Source organism: Haloferax sp. ATCC BAA-644 (assembly GCF_000336975.1).
GTDB classification, from domain to species: Archaea; Halobacteriota; Halobacteria; order Halobacteriales; family Haloferacaceae; genus Haloferax; species Haloferax volcanii.
The window spans coordinates 483,049-501,130 of sequence record NZ_AOLF01000013.1 but is presented as its reverse complement, the minus strand read 5'-3'; the positions used below and the strand labels follow the sequence as shown (position 1 = coordinate 501,130).

Below are 18,082 nucleotides of genomic sequence, written 5' to 3'. Positions count from 1 at the left end.
GCCCCCTTCGTGACGAAAGGTCGAGCGAGGGCGCGACCGTTGGCTTGCAGGCAGAGGTTCGCGCGATACGGGAGAGAATTGACCAGCACAAACGACGACTCGATACGGTCACAGCGGCCCAGCCCACGGTGGACCAACTCGAAGAACGGCTTGACGCGGTAGAAGAACATCTGGACGACCTCGAAGCCTACACCTGCGACTGGAACGAGGCCGCCGAACTCTACCTCCGGGGGCTCAGAGCCGCGCTGGAGGACGATGGAATCGACGTGAGCGAGTATCTCCGAGAAGCCCAACGCCGAATCAAGCCCGCCTGCCTAAGCGCATCAGGCGGGCCGCAGGTCGCGCCAGCGGAAGTCCATCTGTTCCCCGTCGTTCAGCCGCACCCGGTACAGTACTTCATCGCGCTCGTCGCCGGTCTCGTCGCCCGCGTCATCCTCGAAGACTTCGACCACCTCCGCGCGACGACCGTGATACGCTTCGAAATCGGGGTCTCGTTCGTCGAGGATGTCCACACGAACGCGGTCGCCCGGGACGAACCGTTGCATCAGTCTTCGGCTTCGACCTCGGCCTCGCTCTCCCCGTACCCGCGAACGTCCTCGTTCTGGGGGCCGACACGTCCCATACCGGGGCCGCAATCCGTCAGGTAGTTCTGCACGAACTCCACTTCTTCATCGCTTAGGTCGTACACGTCTTGTAGGAGGTCGTCTACGCGGTCAACCACCGGCTTCACCGGGCTCATCTCGAACTCACCTGTCCGGCCCCGCTCGGGGTAGAAGTGGTCTTCCATCTCCTCCCATAGTTCGTCCGCAAGCTCGGTGATTTCCTCCTCGTGTTCGTTGAGTGACTCCTGCTCGGGGAACGGGAACGCCTTAATCTGGGTCCAGTTCAGATGATGGAAGTTGCCGTAGGTCAGCCAGTACGTATAGAACAGAGAGGAGTTGAGTACGATGAACGCGGCATCCCGCTCCAATTCCGTCTCGTAGAACATCGGCTTGACTTCACGCGCCTCATACAGTTCCTCTCTCATCACATTCGTCCAGTACCGGAGGCCTTCTCGCCGCCAGACAGGGAACCCATCAGAGACCTCATCGCGCTCATAGACTTCCGAGAATACGTCCCCGTCGTAGTCGCGTAGCTTCTCCAGAATCCCTCGCTTGATGTCTGGGCCTACCTTTGGGAGGATTGCACGGTTCCCTTCGTCACCGCCTATCTCGTCACGTAGTACGAGGTTCTCTGTGCTACCATACTCGATGCCTCTGAACTTCTCCTCCCGATTCTCGTCGGTAAAGATGATGCCGTCGCTGGTGTAAATCGGGTCATCGCTCTCCGTTCGCTTGCCGGTGATAATGGCGACCTTGATGTCCGCGTTCTCGAAGACTCGCGAGGGCCGCGTCCCGAAGCACGCGATACGCGTCCCGGAGAGCTTCTTGCCCATCAGGTCGTGGAGAGGCTCAAGCGATCCCTGATACACCAGTCGGAGCGTCGTGATATTCCCGAAGTACCCGTCCTCAGCGAGCAACTGGAGTTGCCGCTCGACGAAGTTGGCCGAGATGTCGTTGATGCTCCCGGTGTCGTACCCATCGACGAGGCTCTTCTCGGTATCGGAGAGGAGGTCGCCGTAGGGCGGGTTCCCGAGGAGGATGTCGAAGTCAATAGTTCGCCTGCCAATGTCGTCTCGGACGAGTTCGGGGAACTCGACCGTCCAGTGGAACGGACGACCGAGGATGTCGTCGAGGTCGCACGAGAGCGGCTTGCGAACGAACTCATCGAACACGTAGTCTCCTTCGAGCAGGCCGCGCAGTTCCGATTCGAGGTCCTCCCGGGCACTCCCGTTCCCGCCCTTCTTCAGTTCTGACTCGCGCGACTGAACGTCTAGCCGGGCACTCTTCGAGTACACCGTGTACCCCAGTTCTTCGAGGTCGTCTTCGGCCTCGATGTTGTCTCCATCCGCACGCTGGAGTTTCACCGACTCGACGGTAGGGAACAGGGTGTTCTCGTCGATGCTCTCGACAACACGGTCGAACGCCTCGACGGTCTCGATGCGGGTGTCCACCGCGAAGTTGAGGTGCTGGATGAACTCCCGGTCCTTCTCGGGACGAATCTCTTCACTAAGCAGGCGGCGGATTTCGCGGCGGTCGTGCTCGTCGGCATCCTCTTCGAATTTGTAGTTCTGCCGGAGTTCGTCGAGCGCGTCGATACGCTCGTCCCAGATGTCGATGCTCTCGACAGGGCCGCGAACCGGGAAGCCGACGAGGGAGTTCCCGGCCTCGATGTTCACGTCGATGTTGGGGAGGCGACCGAACGAGGGCGACCATCCATTCCCCTCGACCATCTTGAGCCAGACGCGGAGCTTGGCGATTTCGACACCCACTGGTTCGATGTCCACCCCGTATATCGAGTTCAGAGCGAGCGTCTTCTTGGCCTCGTATCGGTCATCAGCAGGCGGTTCGTCGCCAAGCTTCCCGCGAAGCAACGACACCTGTGCGCGGTGAATCTCGTCCATCGCCGTCGTCAGGAAGTGGCCGGACCCACACGCAGGGTCAACGACGGTCAAACTCCCTATCCGGTCGAGAGCCGCGTCTATCGCGTCGGGGTCTGCGTACCACCCCTCACCCTCCTCGACGCGCTGGAGGATTTCTTCGAGTGACTTCGACTCCAGTTGCCCCCGTATGATGCTGGCGTCGTCGTCGTCACCCCCCATCGTTTCGACGTACCCCTCGATGATTTCCTCACGGAGCTTGGGGTCAACCGACTGCTCGGTGATGAGATTCGTCACGTCGTTTGGCGTGTAGTACGCCCCCGTGTCGGATTGGTCCGAGTCCTCGTTCAGGTGGTTGATGGTCATCTCGAACACACTCCCGATGAGCGCCGGGTCGAAGGCCTGACCCGACGACAGTTCGAGGCGCGACCCCTCGATGAGGTCGCGGATGATGTTTGGGAGCGTCCTGTCGAGGACCCGGTACTCTTTCTCCCGGTCTACGTTGGGGCGGAACAGTCCCCCGTTGAGGTATTCGACCTCCGAGAACCAGCCCCGCGTGAATTTCGGGTCACGGTCGTCCTTCTCCGTGTTCAGGAGTTCGTAGAACAGCGGCTTCAGCTGTGACTCGTAGAAGTTCGCCGCCAATTCGTCCTGCATCGACTCGTACTCCTGCAAACGCTGGAGCAGGAAGGGGACATCCTCGTCGTCGCGTTCGAGGACCTCACGCTGTTCGAGGAACTTGATGAACAGGAGCCGGTTCATCAGCGTGACCGCGAAGAGGCGTTTCTCGTCCTCGTCTACATCCGCGTCTCGGGGGGGCTTGATGTCGTCGAGGAGGCAGGTATCATAGTCGTCTGCGTAATCGTTGCTCTCCCCGAAGAGCAACTCGATGTATAGCTCATAGAACTCCTCCACGTCCCGCTGTCGGCGGTCGCGGAGTTCGCGGGGGGCTTCGGTCAACCGAGTGTCGAACGCGTTTCGGGCGAACGTCGCCGCGAACTCGGCCAGTTCCTCGTCGATGTCCGGTGGGTCCACCGCTGATTGTCCGATGAACCCCCGGTCTCTTGCGATTTGCTGGAAGACGGGTCGGAGGTTGATGCGATTCAGTTCTGGGAAGTTCGTTGAGTCGCCAGACTGCTCGATTTTGAGAAGTGACCATTCAAACCCGTCCGTCGCGAGCGCGAAATCGGGACCGAGCGACTTTCGGTCGAGGTACTCACGCGCATCGCGTACACCTTCATCAATCCCGTTCAACGATTTCGCCTCCCCGAGCACAGGTTCACTCAGGTTGGTGATTTCGAAATCCGGCCACTCCCCTCGCCCGCCGCCTTCGCCGTATGGTCGGATGTCACGTTCGAGACCGAGGTCGGCCAGCAGGTCCCAGAGAAGCTCGTCCTCAACGAAGGCCTCCGGGCGCTGTCGGACCTTGCTACTGGTGATGGTCTCGTCACCCGAGAGAACCCTCTCCAGTTGCCGCGCGTCGAGACGGTCGTGTAGTATCGAGAGGAAATCCTCAATCGTGGAGCGAATGGCTGAGACCATCCCCGATTCAGACATCGTACGACCCTCCGAGAGACGAGAGTTCAAACATAGAAGGTGCGTTGATGCCTTATCATTTATAAATTACCGCATCGGGTCTGTTCTGCTCGGGTGACTAATTCTCGGTATAGAAGTGTCAGTGGAAAGATGGTGCTCACAAGCCACCCGTCAGCGTACCCACCACTCGATGTTAGAACTCGCGTACGTGCTCGTCGTCGGGATCGTCGGAGTCGGGTTCATCGGCTACGTGACTCCCAAAATCGTCATCTGGGGGAGCCTCGGGACCGCGATGATGTGGGCGATGGCGCACCTCATCCGGCTTTCTCGCCGGACGAGGTACTCGCGACGATTAGTTCGACGCGGACTCGTCGTCGCCGGGCGTGAGGATAATCTTCCCGCGGGCGTGTTTCGCCTCGCTCAGCCGGTGGGCCTCCCGCGCTTCGGAGAGCGGCAACACCGTGTCGAGCGTCACCGAGACGGTGCCGTCTGCGAGTAACTCGGTGATGTCGTCGAACCAGTCGCCGTTCCAGCGGACATTCGTCATGATTGCTTCCACGCCGTGTTCGTCCGCCAGTTCCTGTTGCTCGGCGGTCGGCGGACTCGGGAGCTTGTCGATGATACCGCCTTCGTTCAGGATTTCGAGGGACCGGTCGAAGGTCTCTCCACCGACGCCGTCGATGACTCCGTCAATGGGGTCGAGCACCGCTTCGAAGCGTTGCTCGCGGTAGTTGACGAACTCGTCGACGCCGAGCTCTCGGAGGTACTCCTCGTTCGACCCCGAGGCGGTGCCGATAACGTGGAGGTCCCGTTCCCGGGCGAACTGGACGGCGAAGTGACCGACACCGCCGGCCGCGGCGTGGATGAGAACGCGGCCGCCGGCATCCACGTCAACCGCCTCCAGCGCCTGCCACGCGGTCAGCGCCGCCATCGGGACGCCGGCCGCCTCCTCGAAGCTGAGCGACGCCGGTTTCCGAACGAGTTCGTCTTTCGGTGCCGTGACGGCCTCTGCGTACGCGCCGCCGCCGTACTCGAACTCGACGAGACCGTACACCTCGTCACCGACCTCCAGGTCGTGCACGTCGGAACCGACCGCGTCGACGACGCCGGCGGCATCCCAGCCGACCGTCCACGGGAGTTCGTCGCGCTCGACGAGACCGTTCCGCGTCAGCCAGTCGACCGGGTTCACGCCGGCGGCGCGCACCCGAACGCGAACCTCGTCGGCGGCCGGTTCCGGTTCGTCTACGTCTTCGTACCGGAGGACGTCCGGGCTACCGTACTCGTGAATGCGTACTGCTTTCATGGTCGGGTCGTATCTCAACGGAGGCGCAGAAGCTCCCTGAACTCGGCGCTATCTACAAAGTCCTTTTAAATACTGGCGCGTGTCGTCCGCCACACGGACGGTCACCGCGTGGCTCCGAAGCGACGGCCGCGTCGCACGCGGGTCGTCGGTGGCGGGGATAAGGCCGGACCGCGTTCGGTCCCGGTCGCGCTGTTGGGTTAGTTCTCCGGAGCCGGGCCGTACTCTTCGTCGGTGACGTGTTCTAACCAGGTGACGGCCTCGCCGTCCTGCTCTTCTTGGATGGCGATGTGGGTCATCGCGTTGTCCGGCGTCGCGCCGTGCCAGTGTTTCTCGCCCGGGGGGAACCAGACCACGTCGCCCGCGCGGATTCGTTTGATCTCTCCGCCTTCGCGCTGCACGAGGCCGCACCCGCTCGTCACGACCAGTCGCTGGCCGAGTGGGTGCGTGTGCCACGCAGTGCGAGCGCCCGGCTCGAACGTGACGCTCGCGGCCGCCGCGCGGGCCTCGCCCTGAGAGTCGAACAGGGGGTCAATTCGGGCGTCTCCCGTGAAGTACTCCTCGGGCCCTTCGACGGACGGGTTCGCACAGCCTTCGGTGATATCCATGATTGTCTCCACCTCTCAGTTGGGTGTCGTATGACTTGGTTTCGATGCTATCTGGAATGGATGTTTAAATACGGTCCGTCGGTTCGGGGTCACGGCTATCGGAACACAAAGCTGGGGTCCGCCGCTATCTGCTGACCGTGTTGACCTGCGACTGCGAGCCGAGCGCGGAGGTGAGAAGCTGCCGCTCGCCGCGGCGGAGGAGACTCGACATGGAGGGTTGCGAGATACCCATCTCCCCGGCGAGCTCTTCGGTCGAGACCTGCCGCGGGCTCTCGTAGTAGCCGCGGGAGATGGCGAGCGTCAGCGCCTCCTGTTGTCGCTCGGTCAGTCCGTACTGCGACGACTCGTCGCGTTCCCGGGGGTTCTGCGTGATAGAAATCAGCTCGATAGAGATGCCGTACTCCTCGCAGCGGGTCCGCATCCCGTTGAACGCGTTGTAGTTCTGAAAGAGCTTCTTTTCGTACCAGCCGTCGGGCGTGACGACCGTCCGTTCCACCTGGGTCGCGGTGAACCGCTCGGGGGCGAACGCCTCCGAAACGACGTCGTCCAGTTCGATGGTGGTCTGGAAGACGTCCTTACCGCTCGCGCGCCCGAGCGCGTCGACGGCGACGACTTCGTCGGAGGCCAACAGATCGGGTTCGGAGATGTCCGCGTCGGGGTCGACGTAGACCATGAAGACGCGGGAGTTCCCCTCGTGACAGAGGCCGTGTACGCACTCGATCTGGTTCGACGGAACCGATTTCGCGAGACGGACGAACGGCAGCGCGGACGAACGAATAACGATCTCCGTAGTGATAGTCACGGGAGAAACGGAGGTGCTACTCGAAGTTAACTTTCTGGGTCCCCCGGGAGACGGGCCGTCTTACGCCTCCTACGGGACGTTTGACGCCCGAACGAGTTTCGAGCCGGTGACGCTCCGGCGCTCCGACGGCGCGAGCCGAACGCGCCGGCTCACGTTCTGAACTCCCCGCCCCGTCGGAGTTCACAATCAGAACTCGCGTCGCGCCGGAACCCCGATTCTGCTAGGCACAACCCAGTTAGGTACGGCTCCCCTCATACCCAACCACATGGACCGGAGCGAATACGCGATACTCGCGGTCATCGCAGCCGCGACGGTCGGACTCGGCGTGTTCACGACCACACAGCCGCTCGGGACGTTCCTCGTCGAGAGCGCCCGAGAGGCGCTTTCGACCACCGCGGCCATGGCGTGGGTGACGTGGTGGGCGCTCGTCGTCGGCTTCGCCATCGCCGGCGGCGTGGAGGCGTGGACCTCCGGCGAGGAGGTCTCTGAGCTGCTCGAGGGCCACGGCCCGCGCGAAATCGGCTACGGCTCGCTGTTCGGCTTCGTCTCCTCGTCGTGTTCGTACAGCGCCATCGCCACCGCGAAGAACCTCTTTAAGAAAGGCGGGTCGGCGGCGGCGACGCTCGGAGCGTTCATGTTCGCCTCGACCAACCTCGTCATCGAAATCGGCGCGGTCATCTGGATTCTGCTCGGCTGGCAGTTCCTCGTGGCCGACATCCTCGGCGGGTTCATGCTCATCGGGCTGATGGCGTTCGGCTTCGTCTACCTCGTGCCAGACGAGGTGGTCGAACAGGCCAGACAGAACGTCCAAGACGAGGGTAGCGAGACCGTCCGCGACCCCGTCTGCGGGATGGAAGTCGACCCCGACGAGACGGAGTACTCCGTCGAACACGACGGGCGGACGTTCTACTTCTGTTCGAAGTCGTGCAAGGAGAGCTTCGACCCCGAGGAGGCCAACACGACGGTCCGCGAGCGGGCCACGTCGCTGTCGGGGTGGAAGGCGCTGGCCGACAAGCAGTGGAAGGAGTGGGGGATGCTCTGGGACGAAATCGCCGTCGGCTTCGTCTTCGCCGGCCTCATCGCCGGGTTCGTCCCCGATGCGGTGTGGACTTCGGTGTTCTCGGGGCCGACGTTCGGGCTCCCGGTGTACGTCTTCTGGACCGCGGTCCTCGGGGCCGTCATCGGCGTCGCCACCTTCGTCTGCTCGGTCGGGAACGTCCCGTTCGGGGCGGTGCTGTTTTCGAACGGCCTGCCGTTCGGGAGCGTCCTGAGCTACATCTACGCGGACCTCATCGTCCCGCCCATCGTGGACGCCTACCGCGACTACTACGGGACGACGTTCGCGGCGATTCTCTCGGGGATGATATTCGTGGCGGCGGTCCTGACGGGCGTCGTCATCCACTTCGTCTTCCTCGGCGCGGGGCTCATCCCGGCCCCCGAGAGCGTCCAAATCGCGGCGGTGAGCATCGAGGCCGACTACAAACTCGTGTTGAACGTGTTCGCGACCGGCCTGTTCGGCGTCCTCTACTGGCTCCACCGCTCGGAGTCAGTTGGTGATGACGGCCACGGCGGTCACGGCGAGGCGGCGCAGGCCGGCGACTGAGCCGTCGGAGCGCGTGCGCGACGCACGTCCGAAACGCCCGAAAAACCGAAGCCGGGGTCCACCGGCCCCGCCGAACCCCCGGCTTACGCTTCGAGATGTTCGATGCCTTGCTTCGAGACGTTCGCCCGGGTGACGTGGTCGTCCATCCACTCGGGGGCGTCGTCGTCTTTCTCCTCGGTCCACGCCCAGCCCTCGTAGATGTGGACGCGGTCGGTTCCGCGCTCGCGGAGCCTGAGCGTCGCCTTCCCGTCGATGTCGTCGGGGCTGGGAGCGGGATGGAGCCGGCGGGCGGCCTTCAGCGCCGCCTGCCGGGGATACGTTCCGCTGAACACGCTCGTCTCCTCGCCGTCTTCGACGAGGACGAAGTTTCGCTTGCCGTCTTCTCGTACCATGCGTGCCTATACCACGCACTCCGAATTAGTAGTTCGTGTCGCCGCGACGGTCACAGCGCGCCGTCGACGGGGCGGTTCGTCCCGGTCGACGCCACACCCCCCACGACTCACAACCACGCGTCGAGTCGCGCTCGGTGGAAATCGACCGCGGCCGCGCCGGTTCGCTCGGGGTAGCCGGGGCGGGTCACCTCGCCCGCCGAATCGACGGCCGAGTGGACGACGGCGGCGACCCGATAGGCGCGCGGGACCGGCGGGAGCGGCCGGACCGACTCGTAGCCCGCGCGGAACGCCCGGCGGAGCGGCGCGCCGTCTTCGACGTACCAGTCAGCGACGAGGTGTTCGACTTTGGCGACGGCGAGTCCCGGCGCGGCGGCCATCGGCTGTCCCCAGTCGAGGACGGCCGAGACCCGGTCGTCCTCGACGAGCGCGTTCCCCGGTCTGAAGTCCCACGGATAGAGCCGAGCCGGCGGGTTCGCGGGAAGCGATGCGGCCGCGACGGCGTCCGCTAACCGCTTTCGGCACCCGTCGAACGCGGCCGGGAGCGCGGCGATTCCCTCGCGGGCGTAGGCGGAGAACCACGCCTCCCAATCGCTGTCGTCGGCGCTCGCGGCGTCGAATCCGCGGTTGGTCGCCGGTTCCGATTCGAACGCGGCTCCGCCCGCGGTCGCTTCGCCACCGTCGGCTCGCTGTCCGCCGCGAGGAGAGCCCGCAAGCCGACCGTAGCCGTCGAAAGTGAACTGTTCGTGGAGCTGGCCGAGGCCGACGCCGAACGACCGGGCGACCCGCCGCTGGGCCGTCGCATCGAGCGAGACGAACCGCTCGTGGAGTTCGTCGCCGGCGGCGCGCTCTGTGACGACGTAGCCGACTCCGTCGAGCGCGCCCGACGCGAGGACGCGGGGGACCGGAATCGACGTGCGCTCGCGGACCGCCCGCGAGAGGGCGGCTTCGAGGGCCAGTGCCGCGGCGTCGGCCGCCGTTTGGACGACGACTTCCCCGCCGTCAGCGAACGTCGCCACCGCGGTCCGCTTGTGGTTCCCGTTCGGAACGCGGGCCGTCGCCGCGACGCGGCGCTCGGGAAACTCGCGGGCGAGCACGCCCTCGACGGGGTTCATGGAACCACGCTACGGGTGACGCGAACAAAGGTCCAGCGGGCGGCTCGCGGCGGCCGATGGCGATGGCGACGCCGCCGCGGGAGCCGAGTCACGGCCTGCCGTCGAGAATCGTCGAGAACTCGGTGAGCGACCGGAGGACGTACGCCGGCGCGTACGAGGTCGGGTCCGGGTCGCCTTCGCCACCCGTTTCGACCGGGCACCACGCGGCGTCGAGACCGGCGCGGTGGGCTCCGTCCACGTCGAACTCCAGCGAGTCGCCGACGTGGAGGCTCGCGTTCGCCTCGGCGTCGAGGGCGGCGAGCGCCCGGTCGAACGGGTCGGGATGGGGCTTTCGCCGCGGCATATCGCCCGCGAAGACGACCGCGTCGAACGCGTCGGCGATGCCGAGCGCGTCGAGTTTGATAGACTGCCGCCGCTCGGGGCCGTTGGTGACGAGGCCGACCGCGGCGTGGTCGCGGGCGGCGTCGAGCGCGGCCTCGGCACCGGGGCGGAACGAGACCGCCGAGTGGTCGACCGTCTCGACGAACCCGCGGGCCAGCGCCCGAACGTCGACCCCCTTGCGGTCGTATTTGGCCGCGACGCGCTCGAAGCCGTCGGCGAGGTAGCCCTCGTGGTCGTCGTGGTCCGGCGGGCCGTCGAGCGCGGCCCAGAGGTCCGACGGCTCGCCGAAGCGGTCGAGACCGGCGGCGTCGAACGCGCCGGCGTAGATGGTCTCGCCGCTCTGGTCGTTCGTACAGAGGGTGTTGTCGAGGTCGAAGAGAATCGCGTCGAACGGTGCCACACCTACGCTTGGAGCGGCGGCGATAAAACCTCGTCCACGAGCGACGCCGACCGCGGCGGCGACGGTCCGCGAGTCGAACGGGGCGGCTCAGTCCGCGGCCTCGACGGTCGCGAGCGGGAGTTCGATGACGAAGACGCTTCCCCGCGGTTCGTTGTCCTCGATGTGGACGGTGCCGCCGAAGTTCGAGACGATGGTGTCGACGAGGTACAGGCCGGTTCCGGTGCCGGGGCTTCCCAGTCCCTTCGCGCCCTTCCCGAAGACGACCGATTTCCGGTCGTCGGAGACGCCGGGGCCGTCGTCGGCGATGCGGACGGTAACGCACTCGTCGTCCGCCGCGCCCGAGACGGCAATCGACGGTTCGTCGCGGTCGCTGTGGACGACCGCGTTCTTCAGGACGTTCACGAACACGGAGTCGAGCAGGTCGTTGGCGAGCACCGTCGCCGGCGGGAGGCTATCGACCGTGAACGCCGCGTTCGGATAGCTCTCGCGCACGTCGTCGACGGCCTCGCGGAGCGCGTCGCCGACGTCGAGGGCGCGGCGGCGCTCGTCGTCGTTCGTCGCGCGCATCAACTGTCCGAGCACGTCGGTGAGGTCCACGGTGTTGAGCGCCCGCCGGAGCGCGGTCTCCAACTGCGACCGCGCCTCGTCGGACAGCGGCTCGCGGTCGAGGACGATGTCGATGTACGCCGTCACGAGCTGCATGTCGTTTCGGATGTCGTGGCGGACGATGCGGTTGAGCACCTCCAGCTCGTCGTTCCTCGACTCCAAGGCGAGTTCGTAGTGCTTGCGGGGCGTCACGTCCCGAACCGAGACCACCCACCCGAGCGGCTCGCCGGCCTGTTCGAGCGGGATGCGCGTCAGTTCGACGTAGCGCTCGCCCGCGACGAGCGCGTCGCACGTCGGGGGGTCGCCGGCGAGGTCGTCGTAGTTCGGGACGACCTCGCCCGCCGGGCGGCCGAGGAGCGGGTCGTCGGTCCCCAAGAGGGGCTGAACGTGGTCGTTGACGTGGACGACGACCTCGTCGGCGTCGAGGACGACGAGCCCGTCGGTCGAATGCGCGCCGGCGGCCGCGTAGGCGAGCGGGAGGATGTCGAGGAGCTTGTAGCGGTAGACGGCGATGCCGAACGTCACCGCGGGGACCGCTAGCGAGGCGGGGATGAGGTTGACGCCGCCGGCGAGCGGCGGTGAGTCGGTGAGTTCGAGCGCGGCGACGACCGACGGTACGACCATCCCGACGAGGAGGAGCGTCGCCTGCGTCCGGTAGGGGCGGTCGAGTTCGAGGGCGTACTGGCCGATGACGCCGAGCCCGAGAAACAGGAGCACGAAGGCGTAGACGAGGCCGAACACGCTCACCGGGCCGTCGGTGACGGAGAGCGTCACCCCACCGTCGACGGCCGACAGCTCCCAGCCGGTGTAGCCGAGTTCCAGCGGGTTGGTAAAGAGGACGACGAGGAACACCGCGGGGACGACGTACAGCGCCGCGACGACCTGCCGGTCGAGCAGTTCGCGCCGGTCGGTGTACGCGAGGGCGAAGACGAAAAACGCCGGCGCGGCCGTCATCGCGCCGACGTGGAGGAGCTTGTACGCGAGCAGTTTCGCGCCGGGGGCGACCAGAAACAGCTTGACCGCCGTCGTCGCGGTCCAGAAGGCGACGGCGGCCGTCAGCACGGCGAACGAGACGACCGTCGGGGTCCGCCCCCGGCGGCGGACGGACTGGAGCGCGTAGCCCGAGAGGATGGCGGCGACGACCGCCGCGAACACCATCGGGTAGGCGTACACGCTGTGCTGCCAGTTCATCGAGCGCCTCGCTCGGCGGTCACGTCTCGAATCGCGGCATCGCTGGCGCAGTCTCGGTCGTTCCCGGTATCGTCGGTGATAGCTGGAGATACTCCGGCATCGGATAAAGAACTTCTCAGGGTCGGGCCGGCGGACCGCGGGAGCGGGTCGCCCGCCGCCGACCCGTCAGGCGTGCAGTTCCTCGTCGACGAGGTCGGCCGCCCGCGAAATCGCGCCGACCGAGGTGAGATGGCCCGCCCCGACGGTGGCTTTCATCGCCTTCGCGGCCTTCCCGCGGAAGATGCTCGGGCCGACCTGCGCGACCGCGCCGTCGCCGACCGAGACGATCCAGCCGGGGACTGCGAAGCGATAAGGGTCGGGCCGCGGGGCGAACTCGTCCTCGTCGCCGCCGGTCTCGAACTCGACCTGCGCGGCGATGTTGCCGGCGACGGTCTTCGCCTCGCGGAGCGCCGCGGAGGCGCTCGCCGGCACGGGCTCGCCGTCGGCGTCGACCGCGCGGGCCGCGTCCCCGACGACGAACGCCCGCCGGTCGAGTCGGAGGTCCGCCCTGACGGCGGGGCGCTCGCCGCCCATCGCGTCGTCGCCGGCGATGCCGCCGGTCCAGACGAGCAGGTCGTAGTCGATGTCGCCGGTGTCCGCCTCGACGGTCGCGTCCGTCACCGATTCGACGGTCGTCTCGGTCCGAATCTCGACGCCCCTGTCGAGGAGTTCGTCGCGGACCGCCCGCTGAAACGACGCGTCGAACGACGGCGCGACGGCGTCCAGTTGCTCGACGAGGACGATATCGGCGTGCGCGCCCTCCTCGTCGCGGAGTGCGGCGAGTTCGCCCGCGACCTGCACGCCAGACAGCCCCGCGCCGCCGACGACGACGGTGCCGCCCTCGTCGCAGTCGTCGAAGAAGCGCGTGCGGATGGTTTCGGCGTCCGCGACGCGCTTCAGCGGGACCGAGTGGGCTTCGAGGCCGGGGATGCCGTAGTAGGCGGTCTCAGCGCCCAGACAGACCGCGCAGTAGTCGTAGTCGAGCGCGTCGCCGTCGGCCAGTTCGACGGTCCGCGCGTCGTGGTCGACGTTCGTCACGCGGTCGACGACGACCTCGGCGCGGTCGAGCGCCTCGTCGAGCGGGACCTGAATCGCCTCGGCGACCGCGGGCCGCCGAATCGCGCGGTGGACTTCGTGTTGGACGAGATGGTGCGGGGTGTCGTTCACCACGGTCAGGTCGGCGTCGGCGGGGAGTCGGCGTTCGAGGTCGCGGGCGAGCGTGAGGCCCGCGTACCCGGCACCGAGAACCAGGACACGCATAGCTGTTCCGTCGGGCGCGAGCGAAAAGAGGGTGACGGCGGTCGCGGGCGCGGTACGCGGCGGTCGGCCGCGCGCTCAGAACAGCGCCTCGGACTCGTCGAGCACTTCGGCGGGGCCGCCGACGCCCCACACGTCGGTCTCGACGCCGCAGTCCGCGACGGCTTCCTCGACGCGGTCGACGTGCTCCTCGGTCGTGTTAATGTAGACGCTCGCGCCGGTGTCGGTCGAGAAGTAGACCGGCACGTCCTCCTCGTTTCGGAGCCTGCGGACGGCGTTGAAGACGGCGATGGTGCGCGGTTGCCAGTACACCCAGCCGGCGGGGCCGGTCATCGTCGTCGCCGCGAGCGACAGCGAGTCGTGCTCCGCGAGTTCGAAGGCGGCGTCGAAGTTGCCGTCGTACAGCGCGTCGCGCATGTCGTCTATCTGGGCGTGGATGTGGGCCATCCGCGCCTGGAACATGTGGCTGTCGGCGGCCTCGGCGTGGGCCTGTTCGGTCTCCTTGTAGGCGGGGACGTGCGCGGCGACGATGCGCAGGTCGTCTTCGAGGTCGGTCTCGATGCGCTCGGAGCGGCAGTCGGTGTCGTTCATGCCCGAGTAGAGATGCGAGAACGCACCCGTGACGGCGCGGGCGGCGGACGCCGACCCGCGGCGGGCGATAGTCGAGATTTCGGGGCGCGTCATGTCGAGGTCGGCCGCCTCGGCGAGCGCCATTGCGGCCGCGGCGAACCCGGACGCGGACGACCCGAACCCGATGTTCGATGGGAAGGAGTTCTCGCTCTCCAGTCGGACCCGGTGGTCGAAGCCGGCCAGTTCGCGGACCCGGTCGACGACGGCTTGGATGCGCTCCGCGCCGCGGCCCTCGACTTCCTCGCCGCCGATGACGTAGGTGTCCTCGTCGGCGTCGGGGCGGAACTCGACCGTCGTCTGCGTGTGGCTCGGTGCCGTGCAGACGCTGATGCTGTCGTGGTACGGCATTCGGCGCTCCGTGTCTCGCATCCCGTGATACTTCACGAGGCCCTGAATCGGGTGGGCCTTGGCGGTGGCCTTCATGTTCGAACGCCCGTCGGACTCGGGGTTAAACGTCCCGATAGGCGTCGGCTCCGGCGGCTCACGGAAAGAATCGGTCGGAAATCGAGTGCGCGCCGGCGGGACGGCCGGCGCGGTCGGTCGCAATCGGTGCGCAGGAAGGTGGCACGGTCTCCCTCTCCCGCGGGAGACGGTCGAGTTCGATGCAGTCGGTCGGTTATGTGTGTCTCGTATCGTGGTCGAGTAGCTGGATTCGCTCCGATTGGTTGGTTAGTCGGTCGGATTCGATGCGGGTGGTTCGTTACGATGCGGTCGGTTCGTTACGGTGCAGTCGGTTCGTTGCTGTTCGTCGCGTCGGCCGAGTCTGCCGGCTTATTCCGTGGATTCGGATTCGTGTCCTCGCTCCCAGACGTTCGTGACGCTCTCGCCTGTGGGTGGTGTGTGGCTGACGTCTCGCATCGTCGCATTCGGGCGGTCACTTGTGTTGCTCATGTGTTGCCTTGGTAGTTGCTACCACGATTCGTGGATAAAGATTTCGGCGGTGTTATATTACGACTTATTAGCATACTAGGAGATATGAGGGGAGCGTCGAGTCGGACCCGAACGCGCGTGGAGCGGACGCCTGACGGGCGTCGTCTGGTCGTCTCCCGGCGGATTTCGGCTCCCGCGGCGGCGGCGTGGGACGTGTTGGTGTCGGTCGCAGACTGGCCCGACTGGGGACCGAGCGTGTCGGGCGTCCGCGGCGTCGACGGAGGAATCGAGGCGGGGAGTCGCGGCGAGGTCCGCGTCGCCGGCGTCTGGGTCCCGTTCAGTATCGAGACGTGCGACGACGAGTCCCGTCGGTGGACGTGGCGCGTGGCCGGCGTACCGGCGACGGGGCACCGCGTCGACCCGGTCGGTCCCGAACGATGTTCGGTTTCGTTCGAAGTTCCCGTGCTCGCGGGGCCGTACGCCGCGGTCTGTGCGGTCGCGCTGCGCCGAATCGAGCGACTCGCGAAGCGGCGCGCCCGCGGGTGAGGCGGGTCGAGAACACGGGGGCGCGTGAGTTCGAAACCGAGCTAGAGCCGCTCAGAACGGGGCGAACAGGACGAGCGCGGCGACGACCGCCACCACGACGACGGCCGCGACGAGGAGCGCGAGCGCCCGACCGGAGCCGGCGTTTTCGGCATCGTCCGCCTCCGCCGCGGCGCGGGCTTCCTCGGCGTCTATCTCGTCGAGAATCTCCTCGAACTCCGGTTCGTGCGGCTCGTGATACTCGTCGATGACGTCCTCGTCGAGGTCGGCGTCTTCGAGCGCAGCCACGAGGTCGGGAAGCGCCACGAGGTCGATGGGGCGCTCGACTTCCGCGGGGTCGACGAGGAGCGCCCGGTCGCCGTCCTCGTCGGGCTCGTCGAGCTGTTCGTCGGTCGCGAACGCGAGCGCGAGCGTCTCCGCGGCCTGCTCCTCGTCGCCGGTCGTCAGGAGCGTCCCGTCGATGCCGCGGTCGGCGCAGCGCTCGGCGAACGCCTCGACGCTCCGGGCGTCGAACGCGGCTTCCACGTCTATCCAGACGACTTCGGTCGGCTGCGACTCGTCTCCGGGGGCCGAAAAGAGGAACGTCCGCCCGTCGCGGTCGCTCCGTTTCGTCCGCTCCCCGCGGGTCGCACGGACCCGCTCGACGACGGTTGCCGCGTCATCAGTATCGAGAAACGAAAGCACGCTCGACAACGACACGTCGCTCATTGGTTCGAAAGACTCCGTATCCCGCGATAAAGCTTCGTGCCCCATTATCAATCTACGATACCGGGCGGGTTCGTCGGGGCGGGTTCGTCGGGGCGGGTTCGTCGGAACAGGTCAGTCCGGGCGGACGAGTTCGAACCGGTCGTCGGTCGTCGCGTACTCGTTGCCCGCGAGGCGGCCGACCGCATCGAGTTTCCTCGTGTCGAGTTTGCCGTCGGTCAGCACCTCGTCGGCGACGTGCGCGTGGACGACCTCCCCCAGGACGAGCGTCGAGGAGCCGACCTCCACGCTGTCGTAGAGGCTGCACTCGAAGGCGACGGTGGCGTCGGCGACGCGCGGGGCGTCGACTCGAACGGCCTCGGCCTTCTCGATGCCGGCGTGGTCGAACTCGTCGACGCCCGGCGGGACCGTCGCGGCGGTCTCGTTCATCGCTTCCACGAGGTCGCGGGTGACGACGTTGACGACGAACTCGCCGCGCGAGATGGCATTTCGCGGCGTGTCCTTCAGCGACGGCCCGCGGCCGACCGGCGCGAAGACGAGCACCGGCGGGTCGACGCTGGCGACGGTGGAGAAACTGTACGGCGCGAGGTTGTCGGCGTCGTCGCCGCGGGTGCTCACCCACGCGATGGGCCGCGGGACGACGGCTCCCGAAAGCAGGCGGTACGGGGAGCCGAAGGCGTCGGGCGCGCCGTCCATCACCGGCTCGCCTCCGCGGGCGGGCGTGGTCGACTATTCGGCGGGCGACGAGGGCGTGTCGAATCCGGTCTTGGGTCGGTCACGAATGAGTGTGTGGTGGGTTCGGAGGCCGATGAATCTGTGGGACGGCGTCGGTTCGGGTGTCGAGTTCGGGTTCGTGTCGGCGTCGGGTCGTGTCGGGACTCGCGCCACGGGCGCGTCGGCGCGGTCAGAACAGCGTCAGACCGACGGCGTATGACCACGTCGTCCCGCTGAGCGCGAGGAAGACGAGCGCGCCGCCGAGCATGACGAGGTTCTTCAGGAAGCCGGTTATCTCGGACTCCTGTTGGTCCTCGGGGACGGCCCAGAAGTTGTGGAACACGGGCGTCCCGACGACGAGGAAGACGGCGACAGCCCCGGCGGCGAGCGCGGGGAAGACGCCGAGCGCGATGCCGAGGCCGCCGAAGACGAGCATCCCGCCGGAGACGACGACGCCGAGGCGGGGTGCGGGCAGGCCCTTTATCTCCGCGTAGCCGGTCATGTGGTCGAGGTTCAGGAAGTGGTTGAGTCCCATGAACGCGAGCACCGCGCCGAAGAGGACGCGCGCGAGGAGGAACGCGATATCCGTGCCGGGGGACGCGAACTGGAGCGCGACGCTCATCTCGGAACCTCCGTCGCGAGGGCGGTCGTGTGGCGGTCCGTCGTCCGGAGTTTTACTATCATCGCGTTACTTGGTACGATACCGAACCGCCATATGTGTTTGCTGACATATACGTCACCGGGTAACCGCACAGGCATCCGGTTACGGCGGCGTCACCCGTCGGTCAGACGGCGCGCTGCGAACCGACGGTGCGTCCCGGTCGAGGCACGTTCGGGGTTCGGGAGTGTCTGAACGTTCCGTTCTCGGGCCGTATATGGTACATATATGGTCGTCTTTCCCGACCCTCGAAAGA

At 66.5% G+C, this 18,082-nt stretch carries 16 protein-coding genes; 2 read left to right on the top strand and 14 right to left on the bottom strand.

Translation table 11 applies throughout. From position 1 onward, the window contains the following. Nucleotides 1-323: 323 nt before the first annotated feature. The 5 genes from C458_RS18230 to C458_RS06315 form a co-directional block, all read right to left on the bottom strand. Nucleotides 324-545, bottom strand: coding sequence for a hypothetical protein (locus C458_RS18230; protein WP_008574186.1), 222 nt, complete (start codon nt 543-545; stop codon nt 324-326). Then, on the bottom strand, nt 545-4,036 hold the full coding sequence (locus C458_RS06330) for an Eco57I restriction-modification methylase domain-containing protein (protein ID WP_239638770.1): 3,492 nt from the start codon (nt 4,034-4,036) through the stop codon (nt 545-547). The genes C458_RS18230 and C458_RS06330 overlap by 1 nt, the downstream gene beginning before the upstream one ends. A gap of 331 nt (nt 4,037-4,367) precedes the next feature. Continuing rightward, nucleotides 4,368-5,318, bottom strand: coding sequence for an NADP-dependent oxidoreductase (locus tag C458_RS06325; protein WP_008574184.1), 951 nt, complete (start codon nt 5,316-5,318; stop codon nt 4,368-4,370). A 197-nt stretch (nt 5,319-5,515) separates the two neighbouring features. Further along, complete coding sequence (locus C458_RS06320; RefSeq protein ID WP_049896982.1) at nt 5,516-5,923, bottom strand: cupin domain-containing protein; 408 nt, start codon at nt 5,921-5,923, stop codon at nt 5,516-5,518. 124 nt (nt 5,924-6,047) lie between these two features. After that, entirely contained in the window at nt 6,048-6,725 is a 678-nt protein-coding gene (locus C458_RS06315; RefSeq protein ID WP_008574182.1) for a helix-turn-helix domain-containing protein, read from the bottom strand. A 265-nt stretch (nt 6,726-6,990) separates the two neighbouring features. Here C458_RS06315 and C458_RS06310 point away from each other — a divergent pair, with 265 nt between their 5' ends. After that, nucleotides 6,991-8,328 carry a permease gene (locus tag C458_RS06310; protein ID WP_008574181.1) on the top strand — a complete coding sequence of 446 codons (1,338 nt, stop codon included), beginning with the start codon at nt 6,991-6,993 and terminating at the stop codon, nt 8,326-8,328. Between the two features lie 83 nt (nt 8,329-8,411). Here the strand turns inward: C458_RS06310 and C458_RS06305 are convergent, their stop codons facing one another. The 6 genes from C458_RS06305 to mvaD form a co-directional block, all read right to left on the bottom strand. Further along, nucleotides 8,412-8,720, bottom strand: coding sequence for a non-histone chromosomal MC1 family protein (locus C458_RS06305; protein ID WP_004063400.1), 309 nt, complete (start codon nt 8,718-8,720; stop codon nt 8,412-8,414). A 107-nt stretch (nt 8,721-8,827) separates the two neighbouring features. Continuing rightward, nucleotides 8,828-9,832 carry a phosphotransferase family protein gene (locus C458_RS06300; protein WP_008574178.1) on the bottom strand — a complete coding sequence of 335 codons (1,005 nt, stop codon included), beginning with the start codon at nt 9,830-9,832 and terminating at the stop codon, nt 8,828-8,830. 88 nt (nt 9,833-9,920) lie between these two features. Beyond that, nucleotides 9,921-10,613, bottom strand: coding sequence for an HAD family hydrolase (locus C458_RS06295; RefSeq protein ID WP_008574177.1), 693 nt, complete (start codon nt 10,611-10,613; stop codon nt 9,921-9,923). A gap of 87 nt (nt 10,614-10,700) precedes the next feature. Then, a complete protein-coding gene (locus C458_RS06290; RefSeq protein WP_008574176.1) occupies nt 10,701-12,410 on the bottom strand; it encodes a histidine kinase N-terminal 7TM domain-containing protein in 1,710 nt (569 codons plus the stop codon). 165 nt (nt 12,411-12,575) lie between these two features. Continuing rightward, on the bottom strand, nt 12,576-13,709 hold the full coding sequence (locus C458_RS06285) for an NAD(P)/FAD-dependent oxidoreductase (protein WP_008574175.1): 1,134 nt from the start codon (nt 13,707-13,709) through the stop codon (nt 12,576-12,578). Nucleotides 13,710-13,784: 75 nt separating this feature from the next. Continuing rightward, nucleotides 13,785-14,759 carry a phosphomevalonate decarboxylase MvaD gene (gene mvaD / locus C458_RS06280; RefSeq protein WP_008574174.1) on the bottom strand — a complete coding sequence of 325 codons (975 nt, stop codon included), beginning with the start codon at nt 14,757-14,759 and terminating at the stop codon, nt 13,785-13,787. Nucleotides 14,760-15,311: 552 nt separating this feature from the next. Here mvaD and C458_RS06275 point away from each other — a divergent pair. Beyond that, nucleotides 15,312-15,752, top strand: coding sequence for an SRPBCC family protein (locus C458_RS06275; protein WP_081603262.1), 441 nt, complete (start codon nt 15,312-15,314; stop codon nt 15,750-15,752). Between the two features lie 51 nt (nt 15,753-15,803). Here C458_RS06275 and C458_RS06270 read toward each other — a convergent pair whose 3' ends face one another. The 3 genes from C458_RS06270 to C458_RS06260 form a co-directional block, all read right to left on the bottom strand. Then, a complete protein-coding gene (locus C458_RS06270) occupies nt 15,804-16,457 on the bottom strand; it encodes a hypothetical protein (protein WP_008574173.1) in 654 nt (217 codons plus the stop codon). Nucleotides 16,458-16,568: 111 nt separating this feature from the next. Next, nucleotides 16,569-17,150, bottom strand: a complete 582-nt coding sequence (locus C458_RS06265; protein WP_008574172.1) for a flavin reductase family protein — start codon at nt 17,148-17,150, stop codon at nt 16,569-16,571. Between the two features lie 208 nt (nt 17,151-17,358). Further along, nucleotides 17,359-17,790: a DoxX family protein gene (locus C458_RS06260; RefSeq protein WP_008574170.1), complete on the bottom strand. Its 432-nt coding sequence runs from the start codon at nt 17,788-17,790 to the stop codon at nt 17,359-17,361. Nucleotides 17,791-18,082 lie beyond the last annotated feature (292 nt).

Bases quoted from the DNA above. Each gene is read 5' to 3' on its own strand.
- C458_RS18230 (WP_008574186.1), bottom strand. From the start codon at position 545: ATGCAACGGTTCGTCCCGGGCGACCGCGTTCGTGTGGACATCCTCGAC.
- C458_RS06330 (WP_239638770.1), bottom strand. From the start codon at position 4,036: ATGTCTGAATCGGGGATGGTCTCAGCCATTCGCTCCACGATTGAGGAT.
- C458_RS06325 (WP_008574184.1), bottom strand. From the start codon at position 5,318: ATGAAAGCAGTACGCATTCACGAGTACGGTAGCCCGGACGTCCTCCGG.
- C458_RS06320 (WP_049896982.1), bottom strand. From the start codon at position 5,923: ATGGATATCACCGAAGGCTGTGCGAACCCGTCCGTCGAAGGGCCCGAG.
- C458_RS06310 (WP_008574181.1), top strand. From the start codon at position 6,991: ATGGACCGGAGCGAATACGCGATACTCGCGGTCATCGCAGCCGCGACG.
- C458_RS06305 (WP_004063400.1), bottom strand. From the start codon at position 8,720: ATGGTACGAGAAGACGGCAAGCGAAACTTCGTCCTCGTCGAAGACGGC.
- C458_RS06300 (WP_008574178.1), bottom strand. From the start codon at position 9,832: ATGAACCCCGTCGAGGGCGTGCTCGCCCGCGAGTTTCCCGAGCGCCGC.
- C458_RS06290 (WP_008574176.1), bottom strand. From the start codon at position 12,410: ATGAACTGGCAGCACAGCGTGTACGCCTACCCGATGGTGTTCGCGGCG.
- C458_RS06285 (WP_008574175.1), bottom strand. From the start codon at position 13,709: ATGCGTGTCCTGGTTCTCGGTGCCGGGTACGCGGGCCTCACGCTCGCC.
- mvaD (WP_008574174.1), bottom strand. From the start codon at position 14,759: ATGAAGGCCACCGCCAAGGCCCACCCGATTCAGGGCCTCGTGAAGTAT.
- C458_RS06275 (WP_081603262.1), top strand. From the start codon at position 15,312: ATGAGGGGAGCGTCGAGTCGGACCCGAACGCGCGTGGAGCGGACGCCT.
- C458_RS06270 (WP_008574173.1), bottom strand. From the start codon at position 16,457: ATGAGCGACGTGTCGTTGTCGAGCGTGCTTTCGTTTCTCGATACTGAT.
- C458_RS06265 (WP_008574172.1), bottom strand. From the start codon at position 17,150: ATGGACGGCGCGCCCGACGCCTTCGGCTCCCCGTACCGCCTGCTTTCG.
- C458_RS06260 (WP_008574170.1), bottom strand. From the start codon at position 17,790: ATGAGCGTCGCGCTCCAGTTCGCGTCCCCCGGCACGGATATCGCGTTC.